The organism is Prevotella sp. P4-98 (assembly GCF_002251405.1).
Lineage (GTDB): Bacteria > Bacteroidota > Bacteroidia > Bacteroidales > Bacteroidaceae > Prevotella.
The window spans coordinates 83,655-103,878 of the sequence record NZ_NPJC01000021.1; the positions used below are offsets into that span (position 1 = coordinate 83,655).

17 protein-coding genes are annotated in these 20,224 nt (G+C 47.3%); 9 read left to right on the top strand and 8 right to left on the bottom strand.

Features of this window, described 5'->3' with window-relative positions:
- Nucleotides 1-143 precede the first annotated feature (143 nt).
- Entirely contained in the window at nucleotides 144-1,163 is a 1,020-nt protein-coding gene (locus CIK96_RS04120; RefSeq protein WP_094439808.1) for a sugar kinase, read from the top strand.
- Nucleotides 1,164-1,283: 120 nt separating this feature from the next.
- Here CIK96_RS04120 and CIK96_RS04125 read toward each other — a convergent pair whose 3' ends face one another.
- Nucleotides 1,284-2,048 carry a UDP-2,3-diacylglucosamine diphosphatase gene (locus tag CIK96_RS04125; protein WP_094439811.1) on the bottom strand — a complete coding sequence of 255 codons (765 nt, stop codon included), beginning with the start codon at nucleotides 2,046-2,048 and terminating at the stop codon, nucleotides 1,284-1,286.
- A gap of 97 nt (nucleotides 2,049-2,145) precedes the next feature.
- Nucleotides 2,146-2,466, bottom strand: a complete 321-nt coding sequence (locus CIK96_RS04130; protein WP_094435476.1) for a metal-sulfur cluster assembly factor — start codon at nucleotides 2,464-2,466, stop codon at nucleotides 2,146-2,148.
- 178 nt (nucleotides 2,467-2,644) lie between these two features.
- Here CIK96_RS04130 and CIK96_RS04135 point away from each other — a divergent pair, with 178 nt between their 5' ends.
- From CIK96_RS04135 to CIK96_RS04145, 3 genes are all read left to right on the top strand, one after another.
- Nucleotides 2,645-3,397: a hypothetical protein gene (locus CIK96_RS04135; protein ID WP_094439813.1), complete on the top strand. Its 753-nt coding sequence runs from the start codon at nucleotides 2,645-2,647 to the stop codon at nucleotides 3,395-3,397.
- Nucleotides 3,398-3,558: 161 nt separating this feature from the next.
- Nucleotides 3,559-4,236, top strand: coding sequence for a hypothetical protein (locus CIK96_RS04140; RefSeq protein ID WP_094439815.1), 678 nt, complete (start codon nucleotides 3,559-3,561; stop codon nucleotides 4,234-4,236).
- A gap of 3 nt (nucleotides 4,237-4,239) precedes the next feature.
- A complete protein-coding gene (locus tag CIK96_RS04145) occupies nucleotides 4,240-4,884 on the top strand; it encodes a hypothetical protein (RefSeq protein WP_094439817.1) in 645 nt (214 codons plus the stop codon).
- An 89-nt stretch (nucleotides 4,885-4,973) separates the two neighbouring features.
- Here the strand turns inward: CIK96_RS04145 and CIK96_RS04150 are convergent, their stop codons facing one another.
- The 6 genes from CIK96_RS04150 to efp all read right to left on the bottom strand — a co-directional run bounded on the left by CIK96_RS04150 (nucleotide 4,974) and on the right by efp (nucleotide 14,673).
- Nucleotides 4,974-7,292 (bottom strand): glycoside hydrolase family 3 N-terminal domain-containing protein, encoded by a 2,319-nt coding sequence (locus CIK96_RS04150; protein WP_094439835.1) that lies wholly within the window; start codon nucleotides 7,290-7,292, stop codon nucleotides 4,974-4,976.
- Nucleotides 7,293-7,389: 97 nt separating this feature from the next.
- Nucleotides 7,390-9,393 carry a heavy metal translocating P-type ATPase gene (locus CIK96_RS04155; protein WP_094391770.1) on the bottom strand — a complete coding sequence of 668 codons (2,004 nt, stop codon included), beginning with the start codon at nucleotides 9,391-9,393 and terminating at the stop codon, nucleotides 7,390-7,392.
- A gap of 118 nt (nucleotides 9,394-9,511) precedes the next feature.
- Nucleotides 9,512-11,851: a DUF3943 domain-containing protein gene (locus tag CIK96_RS04160; RefSeq protein WP_254047074.1), complete on the bottom strand. Its 2,340-nt coding sequence runs from the start codon at nucleotides 11,849-11,851 to the stop codon at nucleotides 9,512-9,514.
- Between the two features lie 502 nt (nucleotides 11,852-12,353).
- The gene (radC, locus tag CIK96_RS04165; RefSeq protein WP_094439821.1) at nucleotides 12,354-13,043 is read right to left on the bottom strand and encodes a DNA repair protein RadC; all 690 of its coding nucleotides are present in this window, start codon (nucleotides 13,041-13,043) and stop codon (nucleotides 12,354-12,356) included.
- Nucleotides 13,044-13,068: 25 nt separating this feature from the next.
- Nucleotides 13,069-14,106, bottom strand: a complete 1,038-nt coding sequence (locus CIK96_RS04170; protein ID WP_094439823.1) for a glycosyltransferase family 2 protein — start codon at nucleotides 14,104-14,106, stop codon at nucleotides 13,069-13,071.
- Complete coding sequence (efp, locus tag CIK96_RS04175; RefSeq protein WP_094439825.1) at nucleotides 14,107-14,673, bottom strand: elongation factor P; 567 nt, start codon at nucleotides 14,671-14,673, stop codon at nucleotides 14,107-14,109.
- A 192-nt stretch (nucleotides 14,674-14,865) separates the two neighbouring features.
- Between efp and rpmH the strand changes: the two genes are divergently transcribed.
- The 5 genes from rpmH to CIK96_RS04200 all read left to right on the top strand — a co-directional run bounded on the left by rpmH (nucleotide 14,866) and on the right by CIK96_RS04200 (nucleotide 19,162).
- The gene (gene rpmH / locus CIK96_RS04180; RefSeq protein WP_094391775.1) at nucleotides 14,866-15,021 is read left to right on the top strand and encodes a 50S ribosomal protein L34; all 156 of its coding nucleotides are present in this window, start codon (nucleotides 14,866-14,868) and stop codon (nucleotides 15,019-15,021) included.
- Nucleotides 15,022-15,159: 138 nt separating this feature from the next.
- Nucleotides 15,160-15,822 (top strand): PASTA domain-containing protein, encoded by a 663-nt coding sequence (locus CIK96_RS04185; protein ID WP_094391776.1) that lies wholly within the window; start codon nucleotides 15,160-15,162, stop codon nucleotides 15,820-15,822.
- A 33-nt stretch (nucleotides 15,823-15,855) separates the two neighbouring features.
- Entirely contained in the window at nucleotides 15,856-16,977 is a 1,122-nt protein-coding gene (locus tag CIK96_RS04190) for an RluA family pseudouridine synthase (protein ID WP_094439837.1), read from the top strand.
- A gap of 15 nt (nucleotides 16,978-16,992) precedes the next feature.
- Complete coding sequence (locus tag CIK96_RS04195) at nucleotides 16,993-17,982, top strand: D-alanine--D-alanine ligase (protein ID WP_094435498.1); 990 nt, start codon at nucleotides 16,993-16,995, stop codon at nucleotides 17,980-17,982.
- A 10-nt stretch (nucleotides 17,983-17,992) separates the two neighbouring features.
- Entirely contained in the window at nucleotides 17,993-19,162 is a 1,170-nt protein-coding gene (locus CIK96_RS04200; protein WP_094391777.1) for an acyltransferase, read from the top strand.
- Nucleotides 19,163-20,224: the final 1,062 nt, after the last annotated feature.

The following is a 20,224-nucleotide window of genomic DNA, read 5'->3' on the forward strand; positions in this document are numbered from 1 at the left end:
ATAGATGTTATACTCCATTCCAACTGAAATGGTATAGTGGTCGATGGGGTGGAAAACTGGTTGTTGAAGTCGTTTTGACCTCATAATCCATGTGGATTCAATAGAAACAGAGGTGTTACACCAATTATAATATATAGAAAGGAATCAAGATGAAAGTAGTGACATTCGGCGAAGTATTACTTCGCTTCTCCAAAAGAGACGATTACCGCCTGACACAAGGCGCACAGATGGAAGCTCATTTTGGCGGCAGTGAGGCCAATGCGGCAGTTTCGCTTGCCATGTTGGGTAATGAGGTGCGCTATGTGAGCCGCCTGCCGGAAACGGCAATGGGCAAGGCTTGCGAACAGCGTTTGCGCGAGATGGGACTCAATACGCGCTTCATCAACTGGGGTGGACCACGTATCGGGACCTATTTCTTCGAGCAGGCAGCATCGCTTCGCCCATCACGTGTGGTCTATGATCGTAAGGATTCCGCATTCTATAATCTACATCCCGGTATGATACCATGGCGCGATGTGTTTCGTGGCGCTGATGTGTTTCATTGTTCCGGTATCACCTGTGCCCTTTCGCAGAGTGCTACCGATGCAACTTTTGAGGCAGTGCGCACTGCCGACGAGATGGGACTTGTCATTGCCTGCGACATCAACAACCGCAAAAACCTGTGGAACTATGGCGCTAAGGCAGCCGATGTGTTGTCCCAACTGATGCACTATAGCGACATTGTCTTTGGCGATGCTGGCGAATGGGAATTGGTGTCAGGACTGCCACGCATACCCTTTGAAGCAACTTCGTCCGATTATCACATTGATGTGGAGGCCTATACTGCGATGTTTCGCAAGATAGCAGACCGTTTTCCGCGCTGTAGGAAGTTTATCATGGGATTGCGCAATGAGGTCTCATCTAACCACCATTTGCTCAGTGGTGTACTTTTCGATGGCGAAAAACTCTATACCACTCGCGTCTATGACATTAATCCAGTGATCGATCCCATGGGTGTTGGTGATGCTTATCTGGCAGCCTATCTCCATGCACACCTGGTGCGCCGCGACGATGACCAGCGTTGTCTTGACTTCTCGCTGGCTGCCAGTACACTGAAAAGTACGATATCGGGCGACTTCAACCTTTCTACTGAAGAGGAGATTGAAGCCTTGATGAACAGTTGATAGCCATTTTCTTCATCCGACAGCCCCGTTAGATCGGCTGGCTACAGGATAGGATGAAATGAGTCGTACAGCAGTTTTCTAACGATTAGAAAACTGCTTGTCGGACATCGTGATATGCTGTTAGGGTTGGCTTTCCCCCTCCACATACTCCTCTAAGAACATGTGTTCGCCATCATATACGGCATAGGTGAACTGGCTAATCCAGTCGCCTAATATCATCAGGCGTGTGTGGCGTTCCAGTTTTATATCGAGTTCTATGTGTCGATGCCCGAAGATGAAATAGTCTATGTTGGGATGATCCACCATATAATCGCGTGCAAAGCGTACCAAGTGTTCACGCTCTTCACCCATAAAGGAAGGTTGGTCGGTCTTTTTGTGCTTGATATAACTGTGTTTTGCCCATGTCAATCCGAATGCCATACCCCATCGTGGGTGGATGGAAGAAAACATCTTTTGACACACCGTATTATGGAAAATGGCACGAAGCAATTTGAATGAGGCATCATTGTCGCCCAGTCCGTCGCCATGAGCAAGGAAAAATTCGTGACCATAGATTTCTGTTGTCTCCTCTTTCTTATGCAGTATCACCCCACATTCCTGTTGCAGATAGTTGTAAGCCCATATATCGTGATTACCGGTGAAATAGTGGATTTCCACTCCCATATCGCTCAGTTCCGAGAGTTTGCCTAAGAACCGGGTATAGCCGCGTGGCACTACGTAGCGGTATTCATACCAGAAATCAAACATATCGCCCAGCAGATAGATGGCTGCCGCCTTCTCTTTGATAGAATCGAGAAAGCGTACAAGACGTCGTTCCTGCGTGCGTTGATGCGGAACTGCCAACGATCCGAGGTGGGCATCGGATAGGAAATATACATTCTTCATGGGCTTTACACCTTATTATATATTATAGTATCTGTCGATATTCAATATGGAGCTTGTCGCTATTGGTTGCAGTCTCCATGTCTGTGTTTATAGAGCATCAGTCGAAACCGAGTTCGACGCGAGCCTCTTCGCTCATCATCGACTGGTCCCAAGCGGGTTCAAACACGAGGTTGACGTTGGCTGTTTTCACGCCATCCACACTTTCCAGTTTGGTGCGTACATCTTCCAGTATAAAGTCAGCAGCCGGACAGTTTGGTGCAGTGAATGTCATGTCGAGTTCCACAGCTCCGTCATCTTTCACATCAATCTTATAGATCATGCCCAGATTGTAGATATCTACGGGTATTTCCGGGTCATATACAGTTTTGAGCACATCCACGATGCGTTCTTCTATTTGTGTCTTTTCTTCTTGTGTCATAGTCTTATTTGTTTTCTTCTTGCAAAGATATATCTTTTTTCCCAAACCACCAAAAATAGGGTGTATGGATGAAAAAGGAACGGGTAAACAAGTGGTGTGTCATAGAAAAATCGTATCTTTGCAGTGATGAACAGGAAGGAACATAAGCTATATTAACTATGTCACATATTGCTAACCTATGAAGAAGCGAAATTTGGTATCCTATATAGCTATTCTCATGGCAATAGGATTTATCATTGCGGTAGTTGGAATTATCATCGATGGGCAGGTGATGCAGAAGTCCTATGAAACAACGGCAGCCCAATCGTATAATTATCGTATGGCATTTCTTGCAATGGCAGCATTTGCTTTCCTTGTGTGTCTTGTGGCAATAATATGTATGAATGGACTACGTCAGTTGAGGTCGTCTGAGGTTGAAATCCTTAATGAACATTATACCAATCTGCTCAAGCGATACTATGATGCCATCAATGATATGGAGTTGCTTCAAAAGGACATAGAATCTATAAGGAAAAAGAAAAGAGAGCAAATAGAAAGTCTGCAACAGCAATTGCGTCTATGTAGTGTGAATCCAAGCGACAACCATGAGTGTAATATAGAACGTCTTGTGCTCGATAGCCAACTTGTATCCCATTTCCATTCTTTAGCGAGTAAGGCTTCACGCGTGTCAGATGCAGAGTGGAATGCGTTGATGCAGTTGCTTGAAATCCACTTCCCTGTATTCACGCAGCGTATATCTTCCCCACAGTTGACTGAGTCGGAGCGCAGAGTGTGCATGTTGATACGCCTGCGATTTGTACCCACGGAGATGGCTGCACTCATGGATGTGTCGGTGCAACAGATAACAAATATACGTAGTAGAATCAATAGCAAACTCTTCCGGAGAAAGGGCGCACAAGGCGTAGATGTACTGCTCAATAGTATTCGATGAACGAGTGTAATGATTGTAAAACTACTGATAAGTTGCTGTTGCGTAGTTAGATATGTGTCTGTGGTTAGGTTTTGAATGTACTAATTGTAATGGGAATATAGCCTATAGAAGATAAATAATCCGTAATTTTGCCATCGAATTAATGATACAATTTTAAAAGTATGACGAAAATAATTTTTATGTGTTTTTCAGAATTGCTAAGCACCTATCGTGATAAACGAAAGATGGTGACCATGTTGGTATTCTTGTCATTATCTATGTTTACGATATGTGAAAGTGCATATCGAAAAGGCATGTCAGGTCATGGTGACATGTTTGATGAGCTGTCGTCTTATTTTTATTTCTTCACTATGTTATGGCTTTCAGGAGTTGTGTTTGCTGGATATAAGACGGATACAGTTTGCAACCAACATGTCGTATCCATAGATGAAGTTCGCCTACAAGTGCGAAGAAAGTATGGTGCTCTTGTGTTGCAGACTATCTTGTTCTCGCTTGTTTCTATGCCTATAATGAAAGCATTCGGCTATCATTTGCGTCTTATGCTTCTTGTTGCGCTGATGAATATGTGTGTGCTGAATATTACAAACTTGCCAATCATGATTTATCGAATATGTGAACGAAAGGTTTTGTCTGCGCGAAAAAAGACTCTACTTAAAGTTATAGAATCCGTTTTCCCGGTATCAGTATATTTACTAATTTGCTTTTTTGGAGTAGATGTCAGTAGGGTAGATGGTGTCTTGTGGATTATTTGTGGTTTGATAGCTGTTGGATTGCTTCTATATTCAATAACAGAAAGATGCTTGTTGCGATGGCTGTATAGTAGTAATACATGTTGTTAGTCTATGTGTTTCAACAAATATAAAACCGTATTATTTGTAGGTTGGTATGTTTTGGCTTTTGTCATACTCATTGTATGGCAGTCGTTGACGATGGACATAGAAAGGATGTATGCTGCTTTGTCTGCATACATGAGCTTTTATTTGTCATTGTGCAGTCCCGTACTTATGATTCTATCAGGCAGTTTTTGGCGTTCTGGGAGTATAAGTAGAAAAAAGGAAGGCTATAGTGCCGTATATCGTAAAACACTTGATACGTATATCTATTTTCTTCAAGTGGAAACGTCCTGTGCTGTTATTTTGTTTGTTGTAGGATGGTTGTATGGCTATTCTTTAGTTTTCATATTGGCCATTCTGACTTATGTCATTGGATTCTTGTCGTTGGCGGTAGTGCCTATGCTTATGGATAAGATGAGGACAGAACAACAGCTGGAGGTTGAATGGAAACGTCCTCGATGCCTGTTCTTCTTGTCTTATAGTCTCTTGGTGTTGTCTTTACTGTTTCCAGTGATATTGTCTTATTGTGATAACTGGGGAGTTGTTCCCTTGATATTATTGTTTGTATTGGGCATTCTCGGACTACTTTTGGGAAGAATGGCTATTCGTGGCATGTTAAATATGTTTGTCTCTTATACTGAAACGACATTGTGATATCAAAATGATTCAGCCGCATTTGATTTTTCAAATGCGGCTGAATCGTTGTGTATGAGAACGGGAAAATCCGTTGAAATCAGGCCTTTTTATTTATTTGGCGTATTCCAAACCTTAGTTTTGGTGCAGGTGGTGGGAGCGGTAAGGCGTGCAACGCGCAGCAGGAAATCACCCTCTTCGAGTGTCCAGCGACCGTCGGCACCCACAAAGGCAAGGTCTTTTGCCGGCAGAGTGAAAGTCACAGTTTTTGTTTCACCTGGTTCGAGACTAATCTTGGTGAAGCAACGCAGACGCTTGTTGTCGGGCACTATCGATGCTATGAGGTCGCTCGAATAGAGCAATACCGACTCCTTGCCAGCACGGCTACCCGTGTTTTTCACATCCACCGTAACGGTCAGCGTATCGTCGGCAGTGAAGTTTGCCTTATCCACCTTTAGATTGGCATACTCAAAAGTAGTATAGCTCAGACCGTAACCGAAGGGCCATTGCAGCGAAACCTTCGCATCGTAGTTGTATGCGCCAGCCATGGTGCCCACTTCTTCGCTGACTTTATAGTCGTAGTTAGCCAGTGAATTGATTTCTTTCGGATAGGTGTAGGGCAGTTTCGCAGAAAAGTTAGCGTCGCCAGCCAACAGGTTTGCCAGTGCATCGCCACCGTAGTTGCCTGGCAACATGATGTGGACAATGGCTTTAGCCAGCGGTTCAATGTCGGCGATGAGCCGTGGACGACCTTCGTTGAGCACGAGAACTATGGGCTTGCCAGTCTTTGCCAGAGCCTTCACCAGATTGCGTTGGTTCTCTGACATCCAAAGGTCAGTGAGGTTTCCCGGTGTCTCGCAGTAGCTGTTTTCACCCACACAGGCAATGATGACATCCGCCTGAGCAGCCGCAGCAACAGCTTTTTCGATCTGTGGTTCATTTTCTTCCCAGTACTGTCCCTTTTCGTTGTAGGTCACACCTTGGTCGAGAATCACGTTTTCCTGACCGTATTTGTTGCAGAGTGCTTCATAGATTGTGTTGTATTTCTCTGCCAAGTCTTCCGCTTTGCTACCCTGCCAAGTGTAGCTCCAACCGCCGTTGAGGCAGCGCATCTGGTTGGCATTAGGTCCTGTGAGCAGTATCTTTTTTCCTTTTGCCAATGGCAGAACGCCTTCATTCTTTAGCAGAATCTCAGTTTCCTCGGCGCTGCGGAGAGCCAAATCAGCATGTTCTTGCGATCCAAACTTCTCATAGCCCTTGCCCCCGGTGTTTGGTTCGTCAAACAGTCCGATGCGGTATTTCAGTCTGAGGATGCGACGCACGGCATCGTCGATACGCTCTTGGCTCACCTTGCCCTCGTTGACGAGTTGTTTCAGCAGTATGCAAAACTCCACGCTGTATGGGTCCATCGACATATCGATACCGGCATTGATAGCAATGCGGATCGCATCTTTCTTGTCTTTTGCCACTCTTTCGCGGGTAAAGAGATTGTTGATGTCAGCCCAGTCGGTGACAATCATTCCGTCCCAGTTCAAATCTTTCTTAAGCCATTGAGTAAGGTATTCGTAGCTGGCGTGCACGGGTACACCGTTGATGCTTGACGAATTGACCATGATGGTGAGTGCGCCAGCCTGTACGGCAGCCTTGAAAGGCTCGAAATACTTTTCTCTCAACACGTTTGGAGCGATATACGCCGGTGTGCGGTCTTTGCCGGTGAAGGGAGCGCCGTAACCCATATAGTGTTTCAAACTGGTAGCTACGTTATAGCGTGAGAGGTGGTTGTGGTCATTGCCCTGATAGCCCATGATTTCAGCTTCAGCCATGCGTGCATTGACAATGGGGTCTTCGCCGAAGCTCTCCCAGATGCGCGACCAGCGTGGATCTCTGCCGAGGTCGGTCACAGGGTTATATACCCAAGGACAGTTGGCAGCGCGGCTTTCGTATGCAGTAACCTGTGCTCCGGTGCGTGCCAACTCAGTATTGAATGAAGCAGCGATATTGATAGGTTGCGGAAAGAGCGTTCCGCCTTGAGTATAGGTCACTCCGTGGTTGTGGTCCAGACCGAACACATCGGGGATGCCGATATGTTTCATCGATTTTTTCTGTATCAGCCGAATCCACTCCTGCCATTGTTCTACGGTAGCAGCGCGTGTTCCCGGTGCATTGAGCAGCGATCCCACTTTGTATTTAGAGATACAGGTGTCAAGCATCGTCTCGTTGAGTTTCCATTTTCCCGATGCGTCGTATGTCCCCATGATATCGAGGTTGAGTTCGAGCATCTGGCCTATTTTCTCATCGAGGGTCATTTTGGCAAGTGTCTTTTCTACTTTCGCTTCCAACTGTTCATCGCGTGGAATGGCGGGTTTAGCTGTCTGTGCTGCAGCCCATGCCGAGCAACAGCAAACCACAGCCAAGAAGTATTTTCTCATCATAGTGTAGTATGGTTAGTTATAATATATGAATATGTTTTCAGTGACTGCAAAGTTACTAAATAGTGGGCAGAGTGCCAAACAGAGTCGTTCTTTTTTATTTGTTTTTTCCGCTCAGTGCCCTCATGGCGTTGAGTACCGCCAGTACGGTGACGCCCACATCGGCAAACACAGCCATCCAAAGTGTAGCCATACCGAAGGTTGCCAATAGCAGTACAGCCACCTTGATGCCAATGGCGAGCACCACATTCTGGCGTGCTATGGCGATGGTGTGGCGTGCAATGCTCACGGCAAGTGCAATCTTAGAGGGTCGGTCGTCCATCAATACCACGTCGGCAGCCTCTATGGCAGCATCGCTACCCAGTGCGCCCATGGCAATACCCACGTCGGCTCGTGCCAGTACGGGCGCATCGTTGATACCGTCGCCCACAAAGGCAAGGGCTTTATCGACGGGTTTTTCCTGTATCAGCCGTTCCACATGTGCCACCTTATCGGCTGGCATGAGTTCGGCGTGAAATTCATCTATATGAAGTGTCTCCGCTACATGTTGTCCCACTTCCTGTCGGTCGCCGGTGAGCATGACCGTGCGTTTGATGCCCAACTGCTTGAGTTTGTTGATGCTTTCAATGCTGTCGTCCTTGATATGGTCGTTGATGACGATGTGGCCTGCATACTGTCCGTCGATAGCCACATGGATGATAGTGCCGATGTGATGGCATGGATGCCACTGTGCACCTATGGCTTCCATCATGCGCTGATTGCCCACACAGACGATGTGGTCCTCAACCTGTGCGCGAATGCCCTGTCCTGCCACTTCTTCCACATGGCTGATGCGGCATCCGTCGGTAGCCTCTTCGGGGAACGCATTACGCAGGGCAGCTCCGATGGGATGGGTGGAAAAATGCTCTACGTGGGCAGCGAGGTGAAGCAGTTGACGCTCGTTGAAATGGTCGGGATGCACCGCTTCTACGGCAAACTGACCGTGGGTGAGGGTGCCCGTCTTATCGAAAACCACCGTATGGAGGTTGGCGAGTGCATCCATATAGCATGCCCCTTTCACCAGTATGCCGTGGCGCGATGCTCCACCGATGCCTCCAAAGAAGGTGAGGGGAATGCTGATGACGAGAGCGCAAGGGCACGATACCACCAAGAACATCAGTGCGCGGTAGAGCCATGTGGGGAAGTTTTCGATGAAATCGCCGGAAATGAGTGGCGGAACCACCGCCAGTATCAATGCAGCAACGACCACTACAGGGGTGTAATAGCGTGCAAAGCGGGTGATGAAAGCCTCGCTTTTCGACTTGTTGTCGCTGGCATGTTCCACCAAATCGATGATTTTCGACACGGTACTGTCGCCGTAAGTCTTGGTCGTAGTGACGTTGATGACACCGCTGAGATTGATACATCCCGACGTGATGTCGTCGCCTTCATGGATGTCGCGCGGTTCACTTTCACCCGTTAGTGCCACGGTGTTGAGTGCCGATGAGCCTTTGCAGACCGTTCCATCGAGGGGCACTTTCTCGCCCGGTGCGATGATGATGGTTTCTCCTACTGCCACATCTTCCGGTTTTGCATCGACGGTTTGACCGTTGCGCACCACGTGTGCCACATCGGGGCGTATGTCCATGAGGTTTGAAATGCTTTTGCGGCTCTGCCCTTCGGCATAGCCTTCAAACATTTCGCCTATCTGGAAGAACAGCATGACGAATACTGCTTCGGGAAATTCGGTGTCGGCACCGGGCAGAAATCCGATACACAACGCACCGATAGTGGCTATCGCCATGAGGAAATCCTCGTTGAACGCATCGCCATGGAGCAGTCCTTCGGCGGCTTCGCCCAGCGTTTTATGACCCACCAGGAGGTAGGGCACGAGATAAATGAGCAACAGTTGCCATGTGGGCAACGTGAGATAATGTTCTATGCAGACCGCACCGATGAGCAGTATGATGGTTGTGGCGATGACAGCTAGTTGTCGGTGAAGGCTGTTATGGTCGTGATGGTGGTGATGGTCTTGACCTTCATTGTGATGATGATGGTGTGCTTCTGCCTCAGAATGACAGTTGCAGCTGCAGTGACTGTGATGTTGATGTTCGTGTGCCATATATTATAATACGTGTTTGTTTCTGATGGCAAAGGTACACAAACCAGTGTCACGATGATATGAAAACATGGAAAAACCGCCGTTTCTTGCAACCCGATTGCAAGAAACGGCGGTTGGATTAGAAATGATAGGTAAGTCCGGCTCTCACTTCAAAGGTCTTCGCCTTGACGTCGGCATAGTATTTGTAGTGGGTTTGTCGCTCGAAAAACGAACTTGCCATCAATAGACTCCAGCGCTTTGGCAAGTCGATTTCTATCATCGGACTGACCACCAGAAGGCGTGCATTGCCTTTGTCTCCCTGTGCATTGAGATACAGCGGGTCGATGGTGCTGAGGTCTTTATTCTCGTAACCCTTCCATGTGAAGATGCGGAAATAATGCACATTGAGGATGAACCTGCCGAACCTGCCTATCTCCATGTGGGTCTTGGCCTTGATGCTGTAGCCGCTTCCCATGTTGTAGTCGCGGTCAATCACATTGAAATAGTCGCTCTTTGTGCCGCCCAGCAGTATGCCGCTGAGGAAAATGCGCTGTTCGAGACGCGTCAGCGCTCCCACCTTTGGAAATTCTACGATGACTCCCGGTCCCACCGATGCCGCTTCGCTGATGCGATAAGGGGTGAGGTCCGACCCGTTTTTCACTGGTTTCGAGTCGTAATAATTGAAGTGTTGATAGATGCCAAACTCAACATCCATGGATTTTCCCCAATTGAACGGTGCCGACCAGAGACGTCCTAGAATGTGCAAGGAGTTGATGATGGGCTGGTTTTTGCTGAGTCCGAAGGTCACTTCAGCACTAAAGAAATCGTAGGGCTTGTTGTGGTTTTCACCATCCATGGCATCACCGTATTCCATAAAGAGATTGACGTAGGGATTGTGTTCGCCACGGAAGATGGCACCATTGTCTGCCAGATAGCGGTCGCCCACACTGATGGAACAGTCGAGGGGGAATGCCTCACGATCGTGGTGCAAGTAGTGGGTGGACCTCACGCGCCATGCTTCGCCCGTGATGATGCGGTTCAAACCCTTGATGGGATTGATGATGGTGGCTGCTGCCTCACGCAGGAATCGCGGGAAACCATAGGCGCGGTCGTCGAGAATGATGTCGCTGACGCGGTGTGTCACCTCTCCTATGCAGATGCCTCCCATGGTTGTAGCTATCAAATCGTTGATGGCTGGCGGTTCTTTCTCGCCTGCCACTTCCCACATGAGCGATCCAAAGAAGGAGTAGGGAGCCGATTGCCAGAAGTTGAGCCCATTGCTTCGTGCGGCATTGTAGTAGAGGTTGCCGTGGTAGGGATGGGCAAAAAGGTTGGTGGAAAACTGGTCGTTGTCCCACACAAAGCCGTTGCGGATGTTGTGACCAATGGAGTTGAGCGTGGTTTTGGCAAATTCCTCGCCCAGCACAAAACGGTCGAAACAGTGGACAAATACGTTGATGCCCGTGGCTTCGACAGCTGCTCGCCAAGGTTTTGGTTTGAGGGGCAGTGCCATGATGGAATCTGTGCGATCCATGATATCATCGTCGTTGCGTCTGATGTCGAAGATGTCTTGCGGCTGTGAACGCTGGTGGCGTATGGTCAGACCTGCCTCGATGAGCGGGCGGTTGCGGTAGTGTCGGTTGTGGCTGTAGTATCGGGTGTCGCCATAACCCACGGAGACAAAGGCACCAAGATACTTGCCCAACTGGTAGTCGGCATTGATGCGTGCCTGTATGGAATAGAGTCGTTCAGGCTTGTCGGCCTTGTGTTGGAAGGTCTCTATATGGTAGAAGCCCACATCGCCACTCAGTGTCAGTCGTGGTGTGAGGTGGAAATACTGTCCGATGCGATAATAGATGGCACCGGAGAAATCGCGGTCGAGACCCATATAGTGGGTTCCCGCACCAAGAATGTTATAGGTGCTGCGGTTGCGGTAGCGCACGGCAGCATTGAACTTGGTGCTCGATCCGGCAGAAAACATATAGTCGATGGTGGTCTTGGCATTGATGTTGACCAGTCCTATCTTGTGTGCCAAGGTGTCGCGAGTGACGTTGACAATGCCCACCTGCCATCCCCTTGGATGTGCCAGTGCCACATTGATGAGTCCTATCTGCGAACCGTTGAGCGAGTCGGCATAGTTGGCAGCAGCCAACTGAATGCCGCGCATATATCCCGACGACACGTTGAGGGCACCTCCCAGCTGTATGCCTTTCTCCACTCCCATCGCGATATTGCTGATGGCGCTGAGCTGTATGCCTCGGAAAGGAGCCGCCGACATATTGGTAATGGGGGAGAACTGCACACCGTTGGCATAACTGTCGGCAATGTTTGCCACCAGTCCAAACTGCACATAGCGCATGGAATCTTGGTGACTGACAATACCTATAGGATAGTTTTGGGCGCTTGCCCCGCATGCTGCACATAGGGCAACGACCAGTGCGGCTATCTTGCTGAAGTGATGGAAAATGGTAGTTTTCATGATGCAAATATAACTATTTGTCGGGATAAACATCGTGATTGCCTCCGCATTTTATACTTTGTTAGTAATTGCGGTTAAGCGTTGAGGCTGAAGCTGATGAGGCTTTGCATGGAAGGGAATATGCATCATGCGACTAACCATAGTCGATGACAGGTATTGAGAGCGTAGTCTAAATCTTTAAGTAATAGCGCGTTGCCGTTATGTGAAAGCCGTATCTGTTAGCAAATCAAATTGATTTGCCGAGGAAAACAAATTGATTTGCCGAGCAAAGTAAATTGATTTGCTGAGCAAAGTAAATTGATTTGCTGAGGAAAGTAATTTGTTTTGCAAGGCTATGAAACTTGCGCAACGTAGTCTGAAGATATGTATAGAAGGTAAACGAAATATTCGTTGATGATGCAAATTCATTGAGTTTGCTGACCAAATTCATTGAATTTGCTGAGCAAATACATTGAAATTGCTGAGAAAGGTATGCTGCGCGATGATTCTATATGGCTGATATTCAAGACAAACGACCCTCTTCTCGATAACTATAATAACGTCCGTCGGTGATGATGATATGGTCAAGCATGAAGATACGCATGGTCTGGCAAGCCTTTCTCACCAGTTCCGTCAGGCGGTCATCGTTGCTACTTGGGCGATGGTTGTTGCTGGGATGGTTGTGGCAGATGGCAACTATAGTGGCATTGGCAAGCAAGGCCTCTTTCAGTATGATGCGCACATCGACCGCCGTTTCGCTGATGCCGCCATGGGAGAGACGCACTGCCTTGAGGAGATTGAAATTCTGATTCATGAGCAATGCCCATGCCTCTTCCACATCAAGGTCTTGCATCTTGGGGTGCATGTATTGATAGATCGCCTCTGCCGAATCGAGCTTAGGACGCACTTCTGCCTTTTCCATCTGGCGGCGCTTGCCCAGTTCGCATGCCGCCATAATGGTGACAGCCTTGGCAGGCCCCACACCTTTGTACTCCATGAGTTGGTAAATGCTGCGCTTGCCCAGCGTGTTGAGGTTATTGTTACAGTCGTTGAGCACCCGTTTCATCAGATCGACGGCACTCTCTTCAGGGGTGCCCGAACCGATGAGAATGGCCATGAGCTCGGCATTGCTCAATGCTTCGGGACCCAGTCGCATGAGTTTTTCACGCGGTCGGTCGTCTTCTGCCCATTGGGTGATGCTGAGTTTGTCCATACGGATGCTACTCGACAGAGTAAGTTTATTTATAGAAATTCTTCTCGAAAGCCGTAAACTCGTCTTGCTTTCTGACACAGCGCTTCCACCAAGACTCTATGAATCCGAAGCCATATCCCATAAGCTGGACAAAGGCGGCGGGCACACTGAGGATGCCAACCTTCAGACTCTTGTTGCACACGGTGGAGTCGATCAGAATGATGAGTGAATAGAGTAGGATGGGAATCCACGGACAGACAAACAGCCACAGCCATTGGCCTTCGGGACAATAGTGCATCAGCGCACGGCCTACGGCGCTGGCAAGGATAAGGGCAATGACGCCTACGGTGAAGACCATAGGCAGCAGATGCACTAATTTGAGCGTGCCGGGATGGAGCTTCTCAAGGTTGATGCGTGCTATGCCGCTGTTATACACCTGGCGGAAAAACTTGCGGAAGTCGGTGCGGCGCTTATGCCAAACCCATGCTTCGGGGAAGAGTCGGGTGGAATAGCCTGCTTCTACTATGCGATAACTGAAGTCGATATCCTCGCCAAAACGCATCTTGGCAAATCCATTCAGATGTGCATAGACCTCACGACGAATACCCATGTTGAACGAACGGGGATAGAACTTGTCGAGTTTGGCTTTGCCACCGCGGATGCCGCCGGTGGTAAAAAAACTCGTCATCGAGTAGGAAATGGCCTTCTGGATGGCAGTAAACGAGGGATGTGAAGCGTCGGGACCGCCGAAAGCATCGACGGGATGCTGATTCAACTCGCGGTTGATGGCAGCAAGATAGCCGTCGGACAATACCACATCGGAGTCGAGCACGATGATATAATCGCCTGCAGATCGCTCAGCACCATAGTTGCGGCTCATGCCGGGACCGCTGTTTTCCTTATTGTAATAATGCAAATCAAGGATGCTTGCGAATTTCTCGCAAACATCCTTGCATGGGATTTGTGATCCGTCCTCTACTACAATTACCTCAAAATCGGTCTCTGTTTGAGAGCAAAGACTCTCAAGCAACTCGCCTATCTCATCGGGGCGATTATAGACGGGGACGATGATGGAATATTTCATTTACTCCTTTACGCGGTTCAAGTAACTACCGTCGCGGGTGTCAACCTGTACGAGGTCACCCTCGTCAATAAACAGGGGAACGCGAATCTCTACACCAGTCTCCAGTGTAGCAGGCTTGGTAGCATTGGTAGCGGTATCGCCCTTGATGCCTGGCTCAGAGTGAGTGACGCGAAGATTGGTCTTCACAGGCATTTCGGCAAAGAGGATAGTGTTGGTGTCGGCGTCGCTGACAACTTCTACGATATCGCTCTCCTTCATGAAATCAACACCGGTAATCAGATCCTTGGCAATGGGAATCTGGTCGAAAGTCTCTTGGTTCATGAAAATGTAGTCAGCACCTTCCTGATAAAGATACTGGTAGGGACGACGCTCCACACGAACGTCTTCAAGGGCTTCACCGATGTTGAAGCGCTTTTCCAATACACGACCGCTTACCACATCCTTGAGAGTAGTACGCATGATGGTGTTTCCTTTACCTGGCTTCACGTGGAGGAAGTCGATGCAGAAATAGAGCTTGCCATCCATGCGGATGCAGGTGCCCTTCTTGATGTCTTGTGATTTAATCATATTGTTTTATCTGTAAAATTGTAACTTCTTATGGCTTAGTTTGTAAAAAGCGGTGCAAAGTTACGAAGAAAATATAAAAAAACGGCTTTTTATGTGCTAAAAATCGTATAAAACTTGCGTATTTCGAAAATAATGCGTAATTTTGCAACCCGAATTGTGGAATAATAACAAAAATAAAAATATAATAAGACAATGAAAAGAACATTTCAGCCTCACAATCGTCGTCGCGTGAACAAGCATGGTTTCCGCGAGCGTATGGCAAGCAAGAATGGTCGTCGCGTGCTGGCTTCACGCCGCGCTAAGGGCCGTAAGAAGTTGACCGTATCTCACGAGAATCACGGTAAGTAAATGGCGGTTTCAGTAGGAGACGAAACAAGAACATAGAGAGACGACCCATGAGGTTGTCTCTCTTTTTTTTGTTTATTCATTTGGTAGTATGGATTATTCTTCGTACTTTTGCCCATTGGTTACACCTATTAATAATATATGAACGTCAAGGAATTCTTTGGAAAACTGTTCAGTCCCTATCTGTGCTTCCATCTGCTGGCTATGGCGGCAGTGGTCATACTCATCGTCGTGGGCATCAACGTGGGACTCAGTATATATACTAAGCACGGAGTGGGAATACCCGTGCCTGACCTGAAAGACATGGATTATAACAAGGCAGACCAACTGCTGCAGCAAGACGGACTGAAAATTGCTGTCAGCGACTCTGGCTATGTCAAGACTCTGCCTGCCAACTGCATTCTCGCACAAAGCCCAGACTATGGCACAAAGGTGAAAGAAGGCCGCGTCATCTATGTCACGGTCAACTCGCCATCGTCGCCTACAATAGAAATACCAGACATTGTTGACAACTCAAGCTACAGAGAAGCTGAGGCGAAGCTCAAATCGCTCGGATTCAATGTGCTGCCTGCAAAAAAAGTAGCAGGAGAGAAAGATTGGGTCTATGGCATACTCTGCAGAGGAAGAAGAGTGGCTAATGGAGACCGCATCTCTATAGAATATCCACTCACACTCATGGTGGGAAAAGGTACCTACGATGACCAAGATGTAGATATAAACTATGTGGGACCCGATGCCGGATATGGCAACGAAACACAAAGTGGGGGAGATGTCGATGATTTTCAAGAAGTGACAGCACCATAACCATTGACCGCCAACGCCGATATAACGACTGTAATGAAAGATAAAAGCAACGAAATAAACGAAATAGGATACGACGAAATCGAAATGGATGACGATTTCGGACTCGATGCGGACCAACAAGGGAGCAACGGCGGACCTTCTGGCGACGGACTGTATGAGCATTTGCGCATGGAAGTCGATAAAGGACAAGTGCCCGTGAGGATCGACAAATATATGTCGGAACATGTGCAGCACTCGTCCAGAAACAGAATACAGAAGGCTGCCGATGCGGGATATGTACATGTGAACGGCAATCCTGTCAAAAGTAACTATAAGGTCAGACCGGGTGATATCATCACGCTGATGCTCGACAGGCCACACCATGATACGTCAATCGTGCCGGAAAACATACCAATCGATGTGGTATATGAGGACGACCAACTGATGGTGGTCAACAAACCAGCAGGACTCGTGGTGCATCCGGGATGTGGAAATTTTACAGGAACACTCGTCAATGCCATAGCATGGCACTTGCGGGATCTGCCGACATACGACCCCAACGACCCCGCTGTGGGACTCGTACACCGTATAGATAAAGATACAAGCGGACTCCTCGTCGTGGCTAAAACACCAGAGGCAAAGACAGAACTCGGTGCCCAGTTCTTCAATCACGATACACACAGAAGTTATAATGCACTCGTATGGGGAAACCTTACCGAAGACAGTGGACGCATAGAGGGAAATATAGGACGCGATCCGAAGGATAGACTGCGCATGGCGGTATTCACACCAGGCGGAGATATCGGTAAAACGGCGGTCACACACTATCGGGTACTGGAGCGATTCGGGTATGTGACACTCGTCGAATGCAGACTCGAAACTGGGAGAACACACCAGATACGTGCACACATGAAACATATAGGACACCCGCTCTTCGGAGATGAACGATATGGCGGAATGGAAATACTAAGAGGTGAACGCTCTGCATCCTATAAGGCGTTTATACAAAACTGCTTCAAAATATGTGGAAGGCAAGCGCTACACGCACGCACACTCGGATTTGTGCATCCTGTCACCAAACAGCAAATGGACTTCAATTCGCCATTGGCAGCTGATATGGAGGCGCTGATTGAAAAATGGCGCAAATATATGAAACCGGAACAACAAACAATATAACAACATACACGAATGATCAACAATTTGAAACGTGACATCGCCATCGTATGCGGTGGCGACTCTTCAGAACACGACGTATCGCTGCGCTCAGCACAAGGACTCTTTTCGTTTTTCGACAAAGAGCGGTATAATGTATATATCGTCGATGTAAAAGGACAGGACTGGAATGTGGAACTGCCCGACGGAACTACTGCGCGCATCGACCGTAACGACTTTTCTTTTGTGGAAAACGGAAAGGCTAAAACATTCGATTATGCCTATATCACCATTCATGGAACACCGGGAGAAAACGGTATCATGCAGGGATATTTCGACCTCGTGGGGGTGCCATACAGTACAAGTGGCGTGCTCGTTGAGGCTATGACTTTCGATAAGTTTGTGCTCAACCAGTATCTCAAAGGATACGGAGTGAGCGTGGCTGATTCCCTGCTCATCAGACAAGGATATGAAGAACTGGTGTCTGACGAGGAAATTGAGGCGCGTATCGGAATGCCATGCTTCGTAAAACCGGCTGCTGATGGATCGTCATTCGGTGTTTCCAAAGTGAAAAACCGTGACCAACTGGCTCCTGCTATCAGAAAAGCTATGATGGAAAGCTCGGAAGTGATGGTCGAACAGTATCTGGAAGGTACCGAGATTTCTATCGGTGTATATAAGACTAAAGAGAAATCGGTTGTGTTTCCTGCTACAGAAGTCGTGACAACAAACGAATTTTTCGACTATGATGCTAAGTATAATGGACAGGTACAGGAGATTACACCTGCCCGTCTGCCAGAAGATGTGACACGTCGCGTTAAAGAAATTACCAGTCATATCTATGATATCCTGCACTGCAATGGCATCATACGCATTGACTATATCATCTCTAAGGAGGGAAAAATTTCTATGCTCGAAGTGAATACAACTCCTGGAATGACACCTACCAGCTTCATACCGCAACAGGTTAAGGCTGCGGGACTCAAAATGAGCGACGTGCTCACCGATATTGTTGAAAACCAATTCTGATAAGAATATTATGGCTATTCCTGCTGAATTCGACGAGATAAGACCCTATGATACGGGAGAAGTGCAACAGGCTTTCAATGAATTGCTTGCTGACAGACAATTCTCGACCATGCTACGTGGCATCGTGCCGTGGCTGCCTAAATCATTGAGAAACGCTGTGCTGAAAATGGCTTTCATTGGGGTTAAGTCGCCACTCGACTTCCAGAAAAGGTTTATGAAACCTATCGTGCGACATATCATACGGAAGTATACGGACGGATGCACATTCGATGATAACTGTTTGCCACGCGATTTCAGTCTCCGATATACATTTGTCAGCAACCATAGAGATATCGTACTCGACTCGGCGCTACTCGACGTCATGCTTGTAAAAACGGGATATCCTACTACCGTGGAAATAGGTATCGGCGATAACCTCCTGATTTACCCATGGATAAAAAGGTTGGTGCGCATGAACAAGGCGTTTACGGTCAGACGGGGACTCACGCCAAAAGAGATGTTGCGCTCTAGCCAAATCATGAGCAGATATATACATTATGCGGTAACACAAAAGCATGAAAATATCTGGATAGCACAGCGTGAAGGAAGAGCAAAGGATTCTGACGACCGTACGCAGGATTCTGTACTGAAGATGTTGGCAATGGGAGGCGAGGGGAAACCTATCGATAGCCTCCGTGAAATCAATATCGTTCCACTCACCATCAGCTATGAGTTCGACCCATGCGATTATCTTAAAGCACAGGAATTTCAGCAGAAACGTGATAATCCGGCATTCAAGAAAAGTCGCCAGGATGATCTCGATAACATGAAAACAGGTATCTTTGGATATAAGGGACGTGTGCATTATCATTGTGCAGCACCCATCAATACATGGATCGACGAACTCGGTGATCTGCCAAAAACGGAGTTTTTTGCAGCACTCAGTAAGCGTATTGACCGTGAACTACATGCTAATTATTGTCTGTTCCCCTGCAATTACATCGCACTCGATGAGTTGGAAGGAACAAAAAAATATGCACAACATTATACCGAGGCGGACAAAAAACGATTCGAAGACTATCTCAAAGGACAATTGGAGAAGGTGAAAATCGCTAATCCTGACGAGAAATTCCTACGGGAACGCATGCTTACCATGTATGCAAATCCATTGCGCAACTATCTCAAAGCCAAAGCGGAGTAAACTGCAGCAGCTATAAGTTGGCGCATGACATATAATAAACGGAAATCTCTGGGGCTTCTTTCCGAAGAAAACCTCAGAGATTCCTTTTTTCTATCATACGACCTCCATCACTTCAATATAATGAAGGTAAAAGATTTCCAGATGGTTTGAATGTCATTTTCAGATATTCAAACGCTGACTTCTCAGTGGTTTTCCCCAGTTTCTTGGATATTCTTATGTACTTTCTTGGATATTCTTTCACAGCTCCCTGGATATTCTTTCGTAGTCTCCAGATCTCTTGGGCAACTCTATATATCATCTTTCAGACGTATGATTAGTATCCGGATCGTGTTCGATTGGTATTCGATTGTCGTTCGGCTTGTATTCGATTGCCGTTCGGCTTGTGTCCGATTGTTGTTCAATTGATGTTCTATAACGCTTTCTCAATACATTTCGAACACCACGATAACGTCATGTCTCAAAGCTTGTTATCCAACGAAGGTGTTCGAATGTTCGATTTTTGCTACCTCACGTGCGTGTGTGCATGCGTGCGTAATGCCTCAAGATTCTCATCTTACAAAGTCAAATGAGCATTTCGTTCAAGCAACCCTGACTTGATCATTTTATCATCATGACTTTCATTTTCTCTTCTCCAACCGCACCGTTCTTTGCACATTTCCGCAAAGCTTCCCTCTAAAAGTGAAACTTTGAAATAGCGGCATTGGTGCGTTTCAGGTGCTTTTTCAGCCATCGGAAATGAAGAAAAAGATTTGTGCGCGTCCACACGTCCTTTATATATAATAAATAAGGAGTTTCCGTTTTGCGGCTTGACAGAAATCAATCTCTGCAAAAAAGTTTCATGCAATCTGCATTTTTTTTCTCGAAAAAGTTTGGTAGTTCAGAAAAAAGCCGTACCTTTGCATCCGCTTTCAGGAATACAACACCTGACAAGCACTGAAGAAAGAGTTCTTTGAAAGATTTACATAAAACAGAGAAGTAGTAGTACAAGAAGCGAGACTTACTTTTTATGAGTACAGTCTTGGGTGAATTTACGAACCGTCGATTTTTAGGAATCAAGGTGCT